We start from the raw sequence: 18,860 nt of genomic DNA, 5'->3' as shown, positions 1-18,860 counted from the left end.
CAATGAAAAAAGCAATACAATTTGGGGCAGGTAATATCGGGCGCGGCTTTATTGGCGCCCTTCTCTCCCAGGCAGATTATCATGTCGTTTTTGCCGATATTAACGAAGAAATGATCAATGAACTGAACAACAAGAAGAGCTACCAGATCCACATCCTTGATCTGGAACAAAGACAAGAGACGATTACCAATGTATCCGGCGTATTGTCGAATGGACCTGACATTGTACAAACGATTGAAGATGCCGACATCATTACGACGGCGGTAGGACCTAATGTATTGAAGATCATCGCCTCAACCTTGGCTGCTGGTATTGAAGCACGCCGTTCTTCCGGACAAGGCACACTCAATATCATCGCCTGTGAGAATATGGTGGGTGCAAGCAGTCATCTGAAGGAGCAGGTGTATACTCATCTGTCTGCTGAAGCAAGAGCTTATGCGGATGAACATGTCGGCTTTGCCAACTGCTCTGTAGACCGGATCGTGCCTCCTTATGAAGGAGAGAATATACTGGATGTCGGCGTGGAATCCTTCTATGAATGGATCGTAGAAGAGCCTTCCCTCAAGGGAGACACAACTCATATTCCAGGAATGAAGCTGACGGACAACCTGCTGGCTTATGTGCAGCGTAAGCTGTTCACCTTGAACACAGGTCATGCCATCACGGCTTATCTCGGGTTCTTGGCAGGAACGGAAACGATCGAGGAGAGCATCAATAACGAGACCATCCGCTCGGTTGTTCGCCAGGCGATGGAAGAAAGCGGCGAAGCTCTGATCAAGAAGCATGGGTTTGATAAGGATGAGCATTACAAATACATCGACAAGATCGAGAATCGCTTCAAAAACCCTTATATTCGGGATGAAGTTATCCGTGTAGGACGTGAGCCTCTTCGTAAGCTCGGAGCGGCTGATCGTCTCGTAGGTCCGGCAAATATGGCGATTGAATATGGACTTCCGCATGAGGCGCTTCTGACAGGTATTGCTGCGGCTTTCCATTATGACAATCCCCAGGATCCGCAATCGCTCGAATTGCAGAATCTGATCAAGGCCAAAGGAATTGAAGCTGCCATCACGGAAGTGACCGGCTTCACCTCGGGCAGTGAAGATCATCAAGTGATCAATAAGAAATATGCAGAACAAACCAAATAAATGGTGATATAGCAGCCCTCCTGAACTGTCGTTTAGGAGGGCTGTTTAATGTTTATCCACTGATTTTTGCATATCTGGCTTGTTTTAAACTATGGTACACTGAAAGAAGAACTGGATTACATTTATTGGAAGGGGTTCATTGAATTCATGCCTAAAATTCTCAGCTGTTATCCAGAAGGTAAATTGAAAGCGCTAACGTTGAGCTATGATGACGGTGTTGTCTCCGATCGGCGGCTAGCCGCTATTTTTAATGAGAATGGTCTCAAAGGTACATTTCATATTAATTCGGGAATGTTCGGCGATACAAGATATCGTGCCCGTCTGACAGAGAACGAATCAAAGGAAGTATATCAGGGCCATGAAGTATCCGTACATACCGTAACGCATCCATCCATTGCCCGCTGTCCCAGAGAGCAGGTGCTCTATGAGATTATGGATGACCGCAGAAACCTCGAAGGACTGTTTGGTTATCCTGTCAGAGGCATGTCTTACCCTAACGGCTCCTATAGCCAGGAGATTATTGAGATGCTCCCCGTGTTCGGCATTGAATATGCACGTGTCGTACAAACGACGGGCGGTTATCAGCTGCCCGAGAATTTTCTTGAATGGAAGGCGACCTGCCACCATAACCAGAACCTGAAGCAGCATGCGGAGACCTTCGTTTCCCTGCCGCGGAAGAACATTCACCTAATGTATGTCTGGGGTCACAGCTATGAGTTTGATGATCAGGACAACTGGCATGTTATCGAAGAATTTAGCAAATACATAGCTGGACGCGATGACATCTGGTATGCGACAAATATTGAAATCGTTGATTATGTGAATGCGTATAAGAATCTGAGATTCTCGGCAGATCAGCATCTTGTGTATAATCCTTCTGCTGCGAGCGTATGGGTGCTGCTGGACGAACAGCCTGTTGAGATCAAGGGCGGCCGCACAACCGTTTTGTTCTAGACCCGAAAGGGAAATCAATTTCTTGTTAACAGAATTAAAATACACAAGCCCCCTGTAAAATAAGTTGCAGGGGATTTGTGGTTTCTCGCAGAATGAATAATGTATTCATTTTTCAATTCCTCTATGCACCTGAATTCATCTCCTCTCCATACTCAAATCGTTATAAATTCTCCTTCTACACAGGTATTTTTATTAGGCCTTTAGTCATACTGATTCATATGAGCGAAAATGATTTAATAGTAAGTAAGCGATTCCAAAAATAAATCTTCATTTTTCTCTCCCTTCTACCGACATAGTTATTATGAACTAAAGCATGCGCGAATGGAGGAATCCATATGATTCAAGAACTACGAAAGGCCGAACGAAAAAGATACAATGTACACTTATCTCTAACGGACGGATCTACTTATTCCGGTATCGTAAGTTTGAATATGGGTCAAATGAAGCTTCGGTTAAAGTATCGTGGAGGCATCGTTACCGTTCCTTTCCATGAGATCAAACACTGCTCCACACTCGTCCCCATATCTGTGTAGACGTTACGCACTATGCAAGCTCTTATAATGAAGAAACAGCTCATTCATAATGAGCTGTTTCTGTAGTAAACCTAACTTCCGATAAAAAATAGTGCGGCCGCACCCACTGCGAGCAGTATGAACGAAACAATGGCTGTCCATCTTCTATACTCTATGTATCGAATTACATACACCAACGCCATCACGACAAAGAACCATCCAAGTGAGAACCCCGAGTTAATGAAACCAATAACCAGCATGATAAAGGCAACCACGGTCAGCACTGCCTCTAGCTTTGCCAGCATCGGATTACGATCCTTCTTGTCCTTTGAATTGAATATTCGAATCACCTCCTCAGCGAAATTCAGGATGTCGCTTAATGCACCGTTGTATCAATTAAATACACCCGATCTTCGAAACCACCACGTTGTTTTTGCTTTTCCACCCTTTTGCTCTCCAGTTGTTCAGGTGTTGAGCCATGTACCTTTGACAATGCCATAATGACTTCCAGCACATCTGCCAGTTCAGTAAGAGCCTCTTCATCATGATCTGTTAAATAGTATTCCTCTATTTCTTCCATAAGCTTAATCCTGAGCTCGGATTTATATTGCTCTTTATCAAGAACGGTAATTCTACAGGAATCTCCCCTCGAAGCTATAATCGTTGGGATTCGATCACGAACAAGCTTATTATAAGATTTTTTCTCGCCAGTAAAAGAAGATCCTGATTGACCAGCTCCTACGATCACGACTTCATTGTCTATCTTTTCATGTGTGCCACATTTACGTGTCTTGCGATTCTTTCGTTGTTCACGTACTTCAGGAGCTACTCTTACCTCATATTTATCGCCATGCAAATACCAGGGCATCTGTTCATCAATGCCGAAATTAATGAGATCATAAAGCTGACTAGGTCTATAATCCGAAATTGTTGCTAAGTACCGATGAAGGTTCTGAATTCCACTGAATTCCTTAAACTGTTCTCCATTCTTATATAGATCAATTTTAAAGCCCATACCTATAGTCTCCCCTTATACTGAAGAATGTGGACCCCTGCGCATAACTCCAATTATACCATTTTTACGTACGGCTTTTACCTGCTTAAGCTGCTCTTCACTGTTCCACAACAAAAAACAACCGTTCCCGACAAGCAGGATAGCATGGATAGGCCTTCCATTTGCTTTAGGAACGGTTGTTTTTGATTTAAGATCATACTTTTTAAAACTTAATTTCTACTACTTAAGCACTTCGTTCATCGTCTCAAGGAGTGTATGGGAAGCATCGCATTTATACTCCCAAAACATGATGCCCGCAAGCCCCTGCCCTATGACATACTCACATTTTGCTGTGATGGATTCCGGATCATCGTAAGAGATAAACGTATTGCCGTTAAACAAATATGGCGACTTCGCCTCGTCATCCCAATATCTCGTGTATCCATTATTATTGATATAATCTGCTGACAACTCCGTATAATCCGGGCCAAATCCTCCTGTCGTCGCTGCCATCTGGTGCAGACCATTGTTCCGCCCCGGCACGCCTGTCCACTTCCGGGAATAGAACGCGGCTCCAATAACTATTTTATCCCTGGGAACCCCTGCGTCGTGAAACATATTCACCGAAGCGTCCGTGCTGATACGATTCAAATCCCCTGTCGCAGTATAGAGATTGGTGTGATGCCCGGTGAGCACTTGGAAGCCTCCCCGCATGTCATAAGTCATCAGCTGCACATAATCAATATAGGGCTCAATTTGACCCATCTCCGTACCGTCAATATAATATTGATCGGCTCCGGCAGCAATGGTCAGCATGTAATGTCTGCTATCTTGTTCACCCAGCTGATCCAGCTCTTCCCTGATCAATTTCAGCAGCCGTGTGAAGTTCTGCTTGTCCGCGGGAGATGCAGCAATGCCTGCCTGACCATAGCATGGGTATTCCCAGTCCAGATCTATGCCGTCTAACGAATAGGTCTGTACAGTGCGGGCAGCTGATGCTGCCAGCTTCAGCCTCCCTTCCTCGGTTGCTGCTGCTTCAGAGAAGCCGCCGCAGCTCCAGCCACCTACGGACAGAATGATCTTGAGCTCGGGATGCTTCTCCTTAATAACAGAAATCTGCTCCATATTATGCAGGTGACTGGTCTGAATAACTCCGTCCTGAATGATGCCAAAAGCGATATTGATGTGCGTCATCCGGTCCAGATCTACTTCTGTGACTTCGTTCAGTCCACGGTGACTAACATATCCAATAATCCATTTTTTGCTCATTCGTCTTATCCTCCAGTCTGCTTCACTTCGCGAAGCTGTCGGTTCAGCCGGGAACTGACCTGAATGGCTTCCCTTACAGCTCCGATGCGGTAACCGGACGACGCGTATCGAATCTGATTCGCTTCATCCAGTACGACCAGATGAGGATACCCAGACTCTAGGGCGGAAGAACTCCGAAACAGCTCAGGCAATGAGGAAGGATCACCCTCGGCTATATGAACCTGCCTTGGAAGCTGCTCCAGCTGTTCATCTCGCAAGGTCATTTGCTTCCCTGTAGAGCCTGTAATCAATAAGATTGGAACATTCCGCTCCGCCAGTTCCTCCTTAAGGTCAGCAAGCTCTTTAAATAAGTGCATGGTCGGTTCTCTCTCTGGTTCTATCCAGGCAGCAATAATGCCGCAGGCAGTACCAGGTCGCTTATCGTTCATACCGGGTGCGGTGCCATACTGCCGATCCAGTGCTAAATTGTCGTTCACTGTCCCCATAACGGGAATCTCTTCCTCGCTGCTGCGCAAGGTGATTGTCACTTCGGTTTCTTTGCCTTCCTCCACCTCAAAGTAAGTAAACCTTGCCCTCACCGTACCGTCTTTGAGACGTACGCCCGTAACCATACGGTAGAAGCCCGATTCGACCTCCAATGGTTCTGCAAACCAGTCTTTCGATCCAAACGGAAAGTGCAGGGTCACATATTTCCCATGGACAAGCCGGGCGATGGAAATATCCTCATAATAAGCAGCACTCGGTATACCTTCTGCTGACTCTCCCAAGTCAAGATGCAGGTATCCGATTCGCTCGCTCACCTCATCATTACTGCCTAGATCCGCATAGATCCAGCTCCCTTTTTGCCAATACTGTGGTTTGTGCTCATTCGGATGCAGACGAGATGGAATTCCGAAGCTGCGGCATAGGGCAACAAACAGGACAGCGAGGGAGTCCTCATCTCCGGCCATCAAGCGGTAAGTTCCAGCGACAGTGCCTTTTCCTTTCAGATTCGGCAGATCTTCAGAGCACATATACTGTTCTTTCAGCTGTTCGGCCAGAAGCTCAGGTCGTTTTATGAAGGAGGCTTGCTCTTCCAGGTTATAGGCAGCCTGGAACTGCTCTCTGTATAGACCAAGCATCTCATAAGATACCCGCGGACAGAGGACATAAGGAATGAACAAGGTGTCAGGCAGCATACCTCGAAGAGGAAGAGCACTTCTCAGATGCTCGTGCAGCACAGGACGGAAAGTATCAATCAAATCCTTGCTGTTGAGCGATTCCAGCAGAATGAGGGGCCATTCTCCATGCTCAGGAGCGCTTTCCTTGAGAAATTCTGCAATTTCATGACCATTGCCGCGTGCCTTCTGCAGGACATCCCATACTCTTCCCTCCGGTAGACCCAGCTCCTCAGAGAGAAGCCTGCTCTCAGACTGAGTGACAAAAGTGCCTTCAAACGCTGCACGAATAGCGGCCCCTTCCTTCATTCGCTCCTGATGCATGGATTCCGCCTGTTCCGTCAGCTCTGGAAGCACCTCGCCTGCCAGCTCAGGAGGAGGTACCATATCAAGATCAACAACGCCGCTCTCTTGAACCTGTGGAGAGGAAAGATTCAGAATCAGCTCCACTTTGTCCATCTCGGCCACTCTTACTTTGCGCTCCTGCCAGTGATCCTGGAATACAGCACGAATCAGCAGGTCCCCATAGCCTGTCTTAAAGAAGGCTTCTCCTCTCTCATCTGCCGTAAGCTCTGCAATCGGATAGAACTCCGCCATGTTATATAATTCGAAACGTACTATCGCTCCCTGTACCGGCATTCCGTCCTGGTCCTTGACTGAAACCGTAAGCTCCTTCGCAGGAGCATAGTTCGTAAGGAGATTCAACTCGGTGTACCATTGCTTCGCTATCGTAATGTCCTCTGAACCGTGATAGCTGCCGAGCACCCTTGTGTTCATCAGCATCGAGCGTCGTGCCGGCGGTGTAAACCATCCTTGATTAAGGCGTGCTTCCGGTTCGCATGCACCAATATAATACCAGGTACCATCAGCCCAAGCTTCCACCCAGGCATGATTATCATCGCAATGGGCCCATCGAGGTGTATATACCTGACGAGCAGGAATGCCGATACTGCGCAGTGCTGTAACTGCCAGCGTAGATTCTTCACCGCATCTCCCCCGGGCACTTCGAATCATAGTTAGCGGTGAAGCGGTTCTCAGATCACTGCCGATATAAGTTGCCTTCTCATAGCACCAGTAATTGGTTTCCAGAATGGCGTCTGCCATGGATAATGAGCGGGTACGGTCAGCAAGCTCTGCATAGAAAATATCCCTGCAATCCTCGATATTCTCGGTATTCACCCTCGCCGGCAGCACAAAATGCAGAAATAGTTCATCCGGGACCTGCTTACCCCACGGAACTTCCTGCCGGATTCGTAATGCGGACCGCACATGGCTTAAAAACACCGAGCTTGGAACATCCGCCAGATCCTGCAGCGGGCTGTAGGCATACACATACTTCAGCGCCCATTCCTCTTCTAAGGTCATCGTCTCCTGAAAAACAGCAAATATCTCATCTGCTCTGGCTCTGACAAGCTGCTGCTTAATACGAAGCTGATTCTCAATATCATTCATTCTTTCACGGGTTAGTGAAAACACCGAGGTTTGTGTACTCATATCTATTTCACTCCTTCCACAGTTTTCCATCCTCACGGATGATCCACGTGCCGCTTCCGTCTGCTGCTTCAGCAGTAATTTGAAATAAATGCTTCGCTGTATAAACCTCGGGATCGAGTTCCAGGTCCGAAGACCAGCCGAGTCGTGTCAAGTCCTCCGTATAGCTTCCATTGTGTTCTGCGAAATTACGCTGCAGGTAGTACAGTTTTCTAAGCTCCCACTTTATTCGTTCATCCTGAGAAATACGGAATTGACCCGGACCTTCATCATCTGCGAATACGACATATCCCCACAGCTCAGGATAATGCATGTTGATCAGGCCCATCGGAGACCAGACCCAGTTATCCTCGGGGTAAGGCTTACCCGTATCAGGATTAATCACTTTGCTATAAATCCCACCTACCACCTCTGTCTGCCACTCCACCCTTGAGAAATTCACTCTCCAGTACTCACCCGGAAGCGGAGCGCGGTGTTCTTTCGCACATTCCTTCAGACTGGTCCAAGGTATAGCTGCTTCAACAGACCATTTGCGGTTCGCTGCCTCTGGATTGTTGAGCTCGCCGTCTATATGCACCGCTGTCCTCAGTCCCTTCATATCCCAGCTGTCCAGCGGAGGGCCGCCGTCCCGGTAAGGCTTGATGAGGAGTAAATCCCACACCGTATTCAGCGCATTGATCTCAAATTCGTAGTACCCGTGACTGTCTCCGTCCGGATCAATAAAAATTTCAAAGTCATTATCATAAAAAATGACCGAGTCACGTTCTGTCAGCGTAGCCCAAATACGATTCTCCCACAGCTCAGCCCCTACATAAAAATAGTCATCATCCCACAGCATCTTCACTCGTGTATCTTGACCGGGCCGGGGACGGATATCGCCTTCAATATCGACAAACTTATCGGTCCATGCTGCCTTGTTCCAGAATGGCTTGTCGAGTCTTCCGTCAAGTACAGCCTCACCATTTGCGCGCCGGCAAATATAATGCTTCGGTTCATACTCTTCGATCTGAGGGACAGGCACCCCGCTCAGCATCATGATGTCCCCTCCTCATCCAGAATTCCATCCTGCCAAGCCTGATAGATGAATTGCGAGAACAGGCTGTTCGACCAGGCGAACCAGGATCTCGTATAATTGTGCGGATCATCGGCGTGAAAGCCTTCGTGCATATAGCCGGTATCCGCGTCCGTTGCTTCAAGCATTTGAATAAGGGTCAGCTTCTCTTCAGCAGATTGAGCGGTTATCCCCTGCATAGACAGCGCCATATGCCAAATAAATTGGTCTGGTGTATGCGGGCTTCCAATTCCCCGGGCACAGCTGCCTTCATAGTAGAACGGATTGTCCTTGGAGAGGGCGAATCGCCGTGTATTCTGATATACCGGATCGTCTGCTGTACAATATCCAAGATAAGGGATAGATAAGAGCCCCGGTGTACCCGCATCATCCATCAAACAGTAATTCCCGTATCCGTCTGTCTCATAGGCATAGATCGGGCCAAACTCTGGATGCCGGTAAATACCGTAGAGAGAAATGCCGCGGCTGATTTCAGCTTCAAGCTGTTTAAGCTCCTGTACAAACCTAGCATCCCGGTAAATCCGGTCTGCAAATTCCTGCATATAGCGGAGCACCACAACCGCAAACATATTGCCGGGAATGTTATAGTGAAAATCGCATGCATCATCGCTTGAGCGGAATCCAGACCAGACCATCCCCGTATAGTTCACCGGCGTGCCGAGCCCCTCATTTACGAGGGTATCTTCCGGTATCCCGTTATGACGCATAAATCGATAGGGGGAGCGCGCCTCGTGACGCTGCTCGGTACGGAAGAGTTCATATATCATTCGCATTGCGGACTTAAATTCGGCATTATACACTGCTGTATCCCCTGTTTCTTGCCAATAATGGTATGCAAGACGCATCGGGAAGCAGAGAGAATCAATCTCGAATTTGCGTTCCCACACCCATGGGGACATCTCGGTTACGTCGTCTGTATTCCAGTGCCAATCGCTTGCTGATTCATTAAATGCATTGGCATAAGGGTCCAGATGAATATACTCGACATGCTTCTTAATGAGACCACTGATTATTCTTCGAAGATCCGCATCCTCCTTCGCGAAGGGTACATAATGAATGACCTGTTCGACCGAGTCCCGAAGCCACGACGCCGGGATGTCTCCCGTTATAACAAACGTCGTCCCGTCATCTAGCAGCTTGACCGTTGTCTCCAATGTATTCGGGAAACAGTTTCGAAACAGCTTGGAGAGCTTTGGCCTATGGGAGAGCGCCTGCTCTGCCTTATCCAATACCTGCTGAATAGCTTCAGGCAGCGGGAATTTCGGAATGTCTATGCTGGGGAGTTGAAAAGAATCCATTAAAGAATAAAGCTCCTTTCTCAACAGAATAATGAGGTGTCTTAAACCTGGCCTCAGCACCGTTAACCTAATTAATTGTGAGTGACCACCGCACCAGAGCCGCCATACATTTCGACTTCTTCATCGAACTCCAGCTTCACGACGGTAGTCAGCTCATGAGTATCCTCATGAGTCAGATGAATCCAGGTTGTACCTGGAATCTGAAACCACGGAACCCCGCCATGAATTTCGTGTGTCAGCTCCTTGCCTGAATGGAGTACAGATGCCTTCTTGATTTTACTCAACAGTCCCTTGAGACAAATGCTCTCCTTCGGGTCTCCATGCACAAATAAGTAAAGTGACTTTCGATCGGCAGAGAGAGCACTCCCTTCCCCGTAGTAGCGGGTCATAATCCCGTCTCTTGTTCCATATACCGCTTCCTCGTGAGCTCTGATCCATTTTCCCAGCCCGAGTAAAATAGCTTCCTGTCTGTCGTCAATGGTACCGTCTTCTCTCGGTCCAATATCGAGCAGCATATTACCGCCCATCGAGATACAGTCGCAGAACATACGGACAATCTGATGCAGTGATTTGTAATGCTGATCCGTCGGCACATAACCCCAGGAAGAATTGATCGTTGTACAGAATTCCCACGCTCCTTCCGGACGAGTAATCGGCAGCCCTTGCTCAGGAGTCTTATAATCTCCATGTCCCGCAAGACGTGAATTAATGATGACCTCTGGCTGCAGGGATTGCAGGTATTGCTTAAATGCAGGCAGATTCCACTGCTCCGCGCTCCGTTCCCAATCCCCGTCAAACCACAGCAGGTCTACCTTGCCGTATCCGGTTAGCAGCTCTTCCAGTTGATGATTGTTGAATGCAAGAAATCGGGTCCACTTCTCCTCATCCTGAATTCCGTTTGCCGGATAAGAATAATTGTTGACAGAAGCCGCGTCCTCAGGAACCTTGCCTCCTTCATACACACTTGGATAATCAGGGTGAGACCAGTCAATCAGCGAATAATAAAGTCCAAGTCTTAATCCTTTAGCCGTGATCGCATCAGCATATTCCCGCACAATGTCGCGACGCGCCGGCGTTCTCTTCACCGTATTGAGGTCACTGTACTGCGTGTCCCACAGGGCTACTCCATCATGATGCTTGGTCGTGAGCACCGCATACTTCGCTCCAGATTGCTCAATGAGGTCAGCCCAAGCCTCGGCATCAAATTGAGAGGCTGTAAATCCGTTCAGCTGATTCATGTACTCGTCGTAAGTCATCCGTCCGTTATAAAAGGACCATGATTCCGCAACTCCATCTACTGCATAAATTCCATAGTGAATAAAGATTCCCAGCTTCGCATCCTCAAACCACTTCTGCATACGGATATCTGCACCTTTCCATCTATGAGATTCTGAACACATGAGCAATCGGTGCAACACCGGTCAGCTCACCTTCCGGCATTTCAACTTCAATCCCTTCCCCTGTCTTCGTGAAATGGAGATCCTCAGCTCCATCGACTAGGTCAATCCGGGAAATATCCTCGTGATGAATCAGCGGAAGCATCATCGTGCGCTTCACTTCCTGTTTCTTATCAGCATAGAGATAAAAAGCATAAATCTGTTCATTCTTTTGTGTGAAATGGACGTTACCTGCCGAATAGGGTTCACATATCCGTGTTCCGTATATGGATTCTCCGTAAGCCTTCAGCCATGCCCCCATACCCTCAATCCGGGCAATGGCTGTTCTGGACAATCGGCCATCTGGCTGAGGTCCGACGTTAAGAGCCAGGTTGCCTCCTTTTGCGACGATTTCGATCAGCATATGAATGAGCTGCCGTACGGTCTTGTAGTCATCCTCGTAGCGAAAAGAAAACGAGGTGCCCATCGTAATACAGCTCTCCCACGGCACATGAAGGGCCCGTTCCGGCATCGTCTGCTCCGGGGTAATCAGGTTCTCGTAGGGTCCTCCCACTGTTCGATCTGCAGACAGAAGCCAAGGCTGCAATTGACGAGCCTTCTCCACCACTTCGCCGAGACGAATATTCTGGACCCTATAATCGTTAACCCACCCGGCATCCAGCCATAGAACATCGATCCGTCCGTAGTCTGTCATCAGCTCCATAATCTGCTCATGGGTGAACTGTACGAATTCCTCCCACAGCCAAGGGTACTCCCTAGGGTCATAGCTCGGACCGCGTGATGTCTTCATCCCTCTCTCCATACCTTCAGCCCAATAATAGGGAGAATGCCAGTCTGCCTTGGAGAAATAAGCCGAGATTCCGAGTCCTTGAGCACGAAATGCCTCGAATAGATGCTTCGTAATATCTGCATACCTATGCCTCGAGAAGGGACATTCTCTTCCGGTAATCCGATATTCTGTGGTACGGGTATTCCACATACAGAACCCGTCATGATGCTTCGTCGTAAAGTTCAAATATTTAAATCCGTTATTTGCGGCAAGCTCTGCCCATTTCTCTGGTTCAAAACGAATGGGGTTAAAGGTCTTATTCAGTTCAAAATACTCCCGCTTCATCTCTTCACCGTCAATATCCCACTCAATATCGGCACGGGACCACACCGCATCTTCATCACTAAGCGCCCAGGACTCTACGATGCCAATCTGGGAATAAGGACCCCAATGCATCATTAGTCCGAGCTTCTGATCCTTAAACCATTCCAAGCGTTCCAGCAATAACGGATCTTCGGGCTTGACCCACTTATCCTCGCTGCTGTAATTATGAACTCCCTGCTCTACGGCAGGTGAAGCTTCTGTCTGGGTCTGATCTTGACTCATCGTGTACCCTCCTACTGAGATTAGAGAAAAATCTGCATTTGACGAGATTTGTATGTCCAAATCTTTTGTTTATTGCTATCATGTATAAGAAATGACCAATTCATAGGAAAAGGAGGCGGCATTTCATCTTGAGAATGGACTATTTCAAATCCAAGCTGTTCCTGAAGTACATCCTGTCCTATCTGTTCATTCTGCTTATCCCTCTCGTACTCATGACTGTGTTTATTTATGAAAATGCTGTAGCAACCCTCCGTACTGAAATTGAAAGCTCACGTCTAGCCCAACTCTCTCAAACGAAAGTAACGATTGATGGCCGTATGAAAGAGCTCAGTGAAATAGCTTCACGGATTTCTTATGATGATCGGCTCTCGTCCTATCGTGTGAACAATACACGCACCAGCCCGGAAGCGATTCGTGCTCTGGATCAGTACAAGGCGACCAGCTCCATGATTGATGAAATTCATCTCTACTTCCACAACGATAAACGTATTTACTCCAGCAAAGGCTTAACCGACTTTGAAGTATTTGCAGACAATTTCAGCTTTGCGAGCTGGGACAAGCAGTCCTTCTATCGTGATCTGAATGAAGTGAAGCATCCTACTGTAAGACCTGCTGACTTGGTCACCAAGATCGGAGGAGTGCAGGACCGTAAGCTGGCCTTTCTCATTCCGATTACACCAAACAGTCTTAATCCTCATGCCACCGTCATGTATTTCATTAAGGAAACAGAGATAACCAATCTGATTGATTCGATCCTTGGAAGCTACCAGGGTCTCACCTTCGTTCTTGATGCAGAAGGTCAAGTGCTTGCTGCGAATCGTCAAGGGGATACACTGAGCGAAGAAGCCTCACAAACCCTGTTTGCAGAGACTGCTCCAGGTATCCATGAACGAACACTGGATGGTAAAGAGCATTCTATTGTATCGGTTCAATCCGAATCCAATGGATGGACGTATATGACGGTAATGCCAAGCTCACAGTTCTTCAGCAGTGTGATAGATGTCCGCAGCGTTATGATTATGATCATTGCACTCGTACTGCTTATTGGAGCCGTCATCGCACTTGTTCTTGCACGAATGCAGTATCGTCCTATCTCATCGCTAGTCGAATTCGCATCCTCGCGCTTCCCTGAGACACAAATCAATGGAAAGCACAGTTACCGAAACGAGCTGGAACGGATACGCTCTGCTCTGCAGGATTACAGCTCCCGCATGGATATACAGGAGCCTTTTGCCCGCAATCACTATCTGTCCACACTCATTAAGGTTGGAGACACCGATCATCACTCACCTGAGCTCGCACAGCTGTTTGATCTTAATCTAAGCAGGAACAATCTGTTCGTGATGGTTATCGGCTGGAACGAAGCAAAGCCCTCAAATATGGATAATCGCAGTCAAATTATTAATCGGCTTGCTCGCTTTGAGCTGCCCGAGCTGCAGGCAACCGGGTATGGGGTAGAACTGACACAGCTGGATCAATTCGCGATCATTATCAATTTTGATGAAGCCGAAGAGCTTGATGAACTGGCCCAAATGAAGCAGATTACAGAGCAGATCCGCAGCATGCTGATGAATACATTTGCCATTACACCGATGATTGGGACAGGAAGCTGTTACCATCACCTTCACGAGCTGAATCAATCTTATATCGAGGCTTGCTCGGCCTTCGATCTGCTCGTTCCAGGGGAATTCGGGTCCGTAGCGCTGTTTGCAGATTTGTCCAAGACACCGAGCCACTCCTTCTGGATACCGAATCATGTTCAGCTAAAGCTTACGCAAAGTCTGAAGCAGGGCAACTATGACATCGCCTCCCAGATGATTCGCTCGTCTGTAGACAGTCTGCAGGCTTCCAAGCTGCCGGCTCTCCTTGTTCGCTGCATTAGCTTTGATCTGCTCAACACGATATTGAAGACCGCTACTGAACTGGGCGAACATCATATGCTGCAAAGAATTGCTCCAGGCATGGTATTCACCAGCTCACTTAAGGAGCTGGAATCCGTCCTGCTCTCCCTTGCCTCCCAGGTATGTACCGAGGTTGAGCAGGATTCCAAGCAGGAAGAACAGTCCTTGATCGACCGGATCATTGAATATATTGATACACACTTTACAGATCACAGCCTGAGCCTTGATACCATTTCCTGTGAATTTGAAATTTCACCGTCCCATGTCAGCCGATCCTTCAAGGACAAGACGGGAATAAATTTCGTTCAGTACATCTGGCAGAAACGGCTCGATCGAATGATCTACCAGCTGAAGACAACCGATACACCGCTGAAAGATCTTATTCAGGAGGTCGGCTATCTGGATACACCCAACTTTATTCGTAAATTCAAGAAGGAGACCGGTCTTACACCAGGACAATATCGCAAGCAGCACCGCACCACCGCCAATGATGAGAACGGCTCTGCCAGCTAGTGTGCAGAGAAAGCCAACATCCGTAATCCATCGACTCCGGAGAGGATGTTGGCTTGCTTCTTTCATTTCATAAGATCAAGTTAATCTGTTTTATAAACCTGCAGCATTCCATGTATCGTAAACTTCCTGATAAATTTCCTGGATACGGTCTCCACCCATCTTCTTCACTTGCTCAACGTAGCTGTCCCAATTGGACAGGGGCTCTTCGCCAGTTACAAACTTTGCTTCCATCTGTGTTACATATGTGTTGAGGTCTGAGAGAAGTGCTGAGGCCTCATCCTGCTGCTCATTATTCAAGTAAGCATTCGGGAAAGGCGCTTTACCAATCGGTACGAGCTTTTCCTCATTTTCCTTGGCAATCCAATCATCAAACTCTGTTCTAAGCCCATTTGTCAGCTCAGGTGTGTTATATCCTGGGGTCAGCATGCCAAAGTTTGGTGTAATCGTACCTCTGTACTCCTCACGATCTCCACCGCCTGGAACGGGAAGCCATTCTTTTTCATACGTATCTTTATTTGTGTACTGCCACAAAGTGCCTTCAGGGCCTTGGTTAAATAAGGTTTGTCCTTCAATCGTATATAGATAGTCGATCCAGCGCATCGTCGCTTCCGGATGTTCATTCACACTGGTAATCGCAAAGGTTCCGTTAGCCGAGAGTCCCGGATGCATTCCATAGACTGGAGATCCCTCGATCTCGCTCGCTACCGGAGTCATCAGTGGATTATTCATAGCGTCATTCGGATCTCCGCCGAGTGTAAAGTAGGAGTAGTAATCATTAAAGACAGCGATCTGATTATTTTCTCCCTTAGCTTTTTTCTGCTCAGGCGTCTGGGAGAAGGTCTCATGATCCAGCAGCTCCTCTTCCCATAGACGGTTCATGAATTCCAAATAACCCTTGTAGCCTTCCTGCATCGGACTGTAAAAAACCTGATCCTGCTTATCCACATAGACGACCGGATCATAAATGCCCCAGAAGCCAAGGAAATACATCCGCAGATCGTCCAGCTTGACAGACGTCAGCGGAATTTCGTCAGCCTGACCGTTGCCGTTCGGATCTTCTGTCTTCACTCTTTTAAGAAATTCATACAGCTCGTCCGTTGTTCTTGGAAGCTCGTCTACACCTAGCGCTTCCAGCATTTTGCCGTTATACCACATGGGGCTGCGATACCAGACAGCAGCACTGTCGATGAATGGGAGGGAGTATATATGTCCATCAGGTGTTGTGAAGGATTTGCGAATGTCGGGATTCTCATCAAACAATTTCTTAATATTCGGCGCATAACCTCCATCAATGTAAGGCTCAAGCGGAATAAGAGAACCCTGAGTCCCGTAAGTCACTTGCTCTGCGGGTGTAAGATCGGCTGCGTATAGAACGTCTGGCAGATCGCCACTTGCAAACACAAGGTTCTTCTTCGTTGCGAAGCTGTCAATCGGTGTAAGCTGATATTCGAACTTGATATTCGTGAGCTTCTCTGCTTCCTGCAGGACCGGCATATTGCTCCAGTCTGCTACACCAGCATCCTGGGACATCATGGTCATCGTGATCGGCTCGTCCACAATCGGAAAGCCCTCTTTCTTGACACCCGTTTCCTCCGGGGTACGGGGCTCCGCCGTCTCGCCTGATTCAGAAGGTGAGGTTCCGCATGCGGCAAGCATGCTTGCGGAAAGGATCAAACTGAGAAGAACCGCTGACTTCTTACGAACTCTCTTCATGACAACAACTCCCTTTTCTGATGGTTTATATGGTAACGATCAGCCCTTTACGGAGCCAATCATAACACCCTGTACAAAATAGCGTTGCAGGAATGGGTAGATAATGATGACCGGCAGTGTGGAGACGATGATAACTGCATATCGGACCAGTGCAGCTACCTCCGCTTTGTTATTGAGCGCTGTTGCGGATGTGCTGTCCATCATGCCCGAGCCTTGGGCCGACATTTCCTGCAGAACGAGGATCTGTCTTAACACAAGCTGCAGCGGATATTTATCCGAATCATTGAAATAGATCATGGCGGAGAAGTAGCTGTTCCAGTGTCCTACCCCATAGAAGAGAGCCATGACAGCAATAATCGGCATCGAGAGGGGCAATATAATCTTGAGAAACAGCTTCAGATTCGAGCATCCGTCGATTTGTGCTGCTTCATGAAGCTCTCCCGGAATCGTCCCCTGGAAGAAGGTGCGGGAGACAATAATGTTCCACACCGATGCGGCGGAAGGCAGAATCAGTGCCCACATGCTGTTGATCATGCCCAGCTCCTTAATCAGCAGATAGGTTGGTACGAGCCCTCCTCCGAAGAACATCGTGACCATAAACATTCCCATAAAAAAGTTTCTTCCTACGAAATCTCTTCTGCTGAGCGCATAAGCTGCTGGAATGGTAACCATCAGGTTCACCGCGGTACCGACCACGGTATACAGAATGGTGTTCGCATAACCTGACCAGATGCGTGTATCCTGAAACACACGCTGATACCCCTCAAACGTAATATCTTTGGGAAAGAGCCACATCGCTCCGGAAGCAACGGCTTTTGGATTACTGATTGAAGCACTGATCATATAGACCAGCGGATAAGCGACAACAAGGAATGCAATCGTGACATAGAGATAATTCAGTGTCAGAAAAATTTTGTCTTGTCTCGTTTCTTTAATACCGGTTAGCATCGTCCAGCTCCCTCCTCTACCACAGACTATTCTCACTTGTCTTGCGTGCGATCTGATTGACTACAATGAGCAGAATGGCATTGATTACAGAATTGAACAGCCCGACAGCCGTAGAGAAGCTATACTGAGCATTCTCAAGACCGGAACGGTACACAAAGGTAGAAATGACATCCGAAGATTCCATATTCAGCGGGTTTTGCATCAAGAGAATTTTCTCAAAGCCGACGCCGAGGAGACTTCCCATGTTCAGAATGAGCAGAATGGTCATCGTTGGCACCAGCACCGGAATGTTAATGTTCCGTATTCGCTGCAGCCTGTTCGCTCCATCAATAATGGCTGCCTCATGCAGACCGGGATCTGCTGCTGACAACGCAGCCAGATAGATGATCGTCCCCCACCCGGCACTCTGCCATACTCCAGACAGCACATACACCGTCTTAAACCAGGCCGGGCTTGTCAGAAAGGCTGGGGCATCGAAACCAAGCCATTCAATAAAGTGGATCAGAATCCCCGTTGAAGGTGAAAGGAAAGAAATGATCATCCCGACCATTACGACCATGGAGATAAAATGAGGAGCATAAGTGACGGTCTGGGCGAGCTTCTTGAAGCGCTTGTGCTTCAGTTCATTGAACGCCAGCGCCAGAATAATCGGAATCGGAAAGCCAACAGCCAGCTCATATAAACTGATCGTCAGCGTGTTCCACATCAAATCCCAGAAATAATAAGAGTCAAAGAACCGAACAAAGTGATCGAAGCCGATCCATGGGCTGCCGAATATCCCGCGAACCGGATTGTAGTTCTTGAACGCAATCTGGATGCCATACATGGGTCCGTAGTGGAATATAAGAAAATACAAAAATGCCGGTGCAATAAACAAATACAGTTCCCAGTTTCTCCAGATTTTCTGCCATTGCTTTCTGCTGCTCTTCGGCCTCGACATGGTCTGTTGTCTTCTGACCGTCTTGATCTCCTGCACTCAGGTTCGCCTCCTTCTGTCATTACTCATCTTGGTCTTGCGCCAGGAGCAAGCCTCCAAATACAAAATACAAATCCTGCTATGTCAGTTTTGTTGGCGCAGCTTTAGGTTAACGATAGTGGATGAGGCTTCACTTCGTAAA

Annotated in this window: 15 protein-coding genes; 4 read left to right on the top strand and 11 right to left on the bottom strand. The window is 47.8% G+C overall.

The annotated features are described in order from the left end of the window. The first annotated feature begins 2 nt into the window (after window positions 1-2). From BM415_RS00330 to BM415_RS00320, 3 genes are all read left to right on the top strand, one after another. Window positions 3-1,148 (top strand): mannitol-1-phosphate 5-dehydrogenase, encoded by a 1,146-nt coding sequence (locus BM415_RS00330; protein WP_091153380.1) that lies wholly within the window; start codon window positions 3-5, stop codon window positions 1,146-1,148. 147 nt (window positions 1,149-1,295) lie between these two features. Continuing rightward, entirely contained in the window at window positions 1,296-2,102 is an 807-nt protein-coding gene (locus BM415_RS00325) for a polysaccharide deacetylase family protein (RefSeq protein ID WP_091158943.1), read from the top strand. A 335-nt stretch (window positions 2,103-2,437) separates the two neighbouring features. After that, window positions 2,438-2,635, top strand: coding sequence for a hypothetical protein (locus BM415_RS00320; RefSeq protein ID WP_091153377.1), 198 nt, complete (start codon window positions 2,438-2,440; stop codon window positions 2,633-2,635). A gap of 71 nt (window positions 2,636-2,706) precedes the next feature. On the opposite strand, the gene BM415_RS00315 is transcribed toward BM415_RS00320, so the two are convergent. The 8 genes from BM415_RS00315 to BM415_RS00280 form a co-directional block, all read right to left on the bottom strand. Beyond that, window positions 2,707-2,919, bottom strand: a complete 213-nt coding sequence (locus tag BM415_RS00315; protein ID WP_091153375.1) for a hypothetical protein — start codon at window positions 2,917-2,919, stop codon at window positions 2,707-2,709. 71 nt (window positions 2,920-2,990) lie between these two features. Then, window positions 2,991-3,359: a nucleoside triphosphate pyrophosphohydrolase gene (locus tag BM415_RS00310; protein WP_091158941.1), complete on the bottom strand. Its 369-nt coding sequence runs from the start codon at window positions 3,357-3,359 to the stop codon at window positions 2,991-2,993. A gap of 489 nt (window positions 3,360-3,848) precedes the next feature. Further along, the gene (locus tag BM415_RS00305) at window positions 3,849-4,877 is read right to left on the bottom strand and encodes a glycoside hydrolase family 18 protein (RefSeq protein ID WP_091153372.1); all 1,029 of its coding nucleotides are present in this window, start codon (window positions 4,875-4,877) and stop codon (window positions 3,849-3,851) included. A gap of 5 nt (window positions 4,878-4,882) precedes the next feature. Further along, the gene (locus tag BM415_RS00300; protein ID WP_091153368.1) at window positions 4,883-7,528 is read right to left on the bottom strand and encodes a transglutaminase-like domain-containing protein; all 2,646 of its coding nucleotides are present in this window, start codon (window positions 7,526-7,528) and stop codon (window positions 4,883-4,885) included. A gap of 7 nt (window positions 7,529-7,535) precedes the next feature. Then, complete coding sequence (locus tag BM415_RS00295) at window positions 7,536-8,561, bottom strand: carbohydrate-binding family 9-like protein (RefSeq protein ID WP_091153366.1); 1,026 nt, start codon at window positions 8,559-8,561, stop codon at window positions 7,536-7,538. Beyond that, on the bottom strand, window positions 8,558-9,895 hold the full coding sequence (locus BM415_RS00290) for a glycoside hydrolase family 125 protein (protein WP_091153364.1): 1,338 nt from the start codon (window positions 9,893-9,895) through the stop codon (window positions 8,558-8,560). Before BM415_RS00290 ends, BM415_RS00295 begins: the two co-directional genes overlap by 4 nt. 71 nt (window positions 9,896-9,966) lie before the next feature. After that, a complete protein-coding gene (locus tag BM415_RS00285) occupies window positions 9,967-11,253 on the bottom strand; it encodes an alpha-L-fucosidase (protein ID WP_244533100.1) in 1,287 nt (428 codons plus the stop codon). A gap of 22 nt (window positions 11,254-11,275) precedes the next feature. Continuing rightward, a complete protein-coding gene (locus BM415_RS00280) occupies window positions 11,276-12,667 on the bottom strand; it encodes an alpha-L-fucosidase (RefSeq protein WP_091153358.1) in 1,392 nt (463 codons plus the stop codon). Window positions 12,668-12,801: 134 nt separating this feature from the next. Here BM415_RS00280 and BM415_RS00275 point away from each other — a divergent pair, with 134 nt between their 5' ends. Beyond that, window positions 12,802-15,081 carry a helix-turn-helix domain-containing protein gene (locus BM415_RS00275; RefSeq protein WP_244533239.1) on the top strand — a complete coding sequence of 760 codons (2,280 nt, stop codon included), beginning with the start codon at window positions 12,802-12,804 and terminating at the stop codon, window positions 15,079-15,081. Window positions 15,082-15,171: 90 nt separating this feature from the next. On the opposite strand, the gene BM415_RS00270 is transcribed toward BM415_RS00275, so the two are convergent. Genes BM415_RS00270 through BM415_RS00260 form a run of 3 tightly spaced genes read right to left on the bottom strand, consistent with a single transcriptional unit; the run spans window position 15,172 to window position 18,682 of the window. Continuing rightward, entirely contained in the window at window positions 15,172-16,794 is a 1,623-nt protein-coding gene (locus tag BM415_RS00270; protein ID WP_091153354.1) for an extracellular solute-binding protein, read from the bottom strand. 39 nt (window positions 16,795-16,833) lie between these two features. After that, the gene (locus tag BM415_RS00265) at window positions 16,834-17,742 is read right to left on the bottom strand and encodes a carbohydrate ABC transporter permease (protein WP_091153351.1); all 909 of its coding nucleotides are present in this window, start codon (window positions 17,740-17,742) and stop codon (window positions 16,834-16,836) included. A 16-nt stretch (window positions 17,743-17,758) separates the two neighbouring features. Further along, window positions 17,759-18,682, bottom strand: coding sequence for an ABC transporter permease (locus BM415_RS00260; RefSeq protein ID WP_091158940.1), 924 nt, complete (start codon window positions 18,680-18,682; stop codon window positions 17,759-17,761). Between the last annotated feature and the right edge of the window lie 178 nt (window positions 18,683-18,860).

The organism is Paenibacillus sp. 453mf, assembly GCF_900116105.1.
GTDB classification, from domain to species: domain Bacteria; phylum Bacillota; class Bacilli; order Paenibacillales; family Paenibacillaceae; genus Paenibacillus; species Paenibacillus provencensis.
Note: the sequence above shows the minus strand (reverse complement) of the source record. Positions and strands in the feature narration are given on the sequence as shown.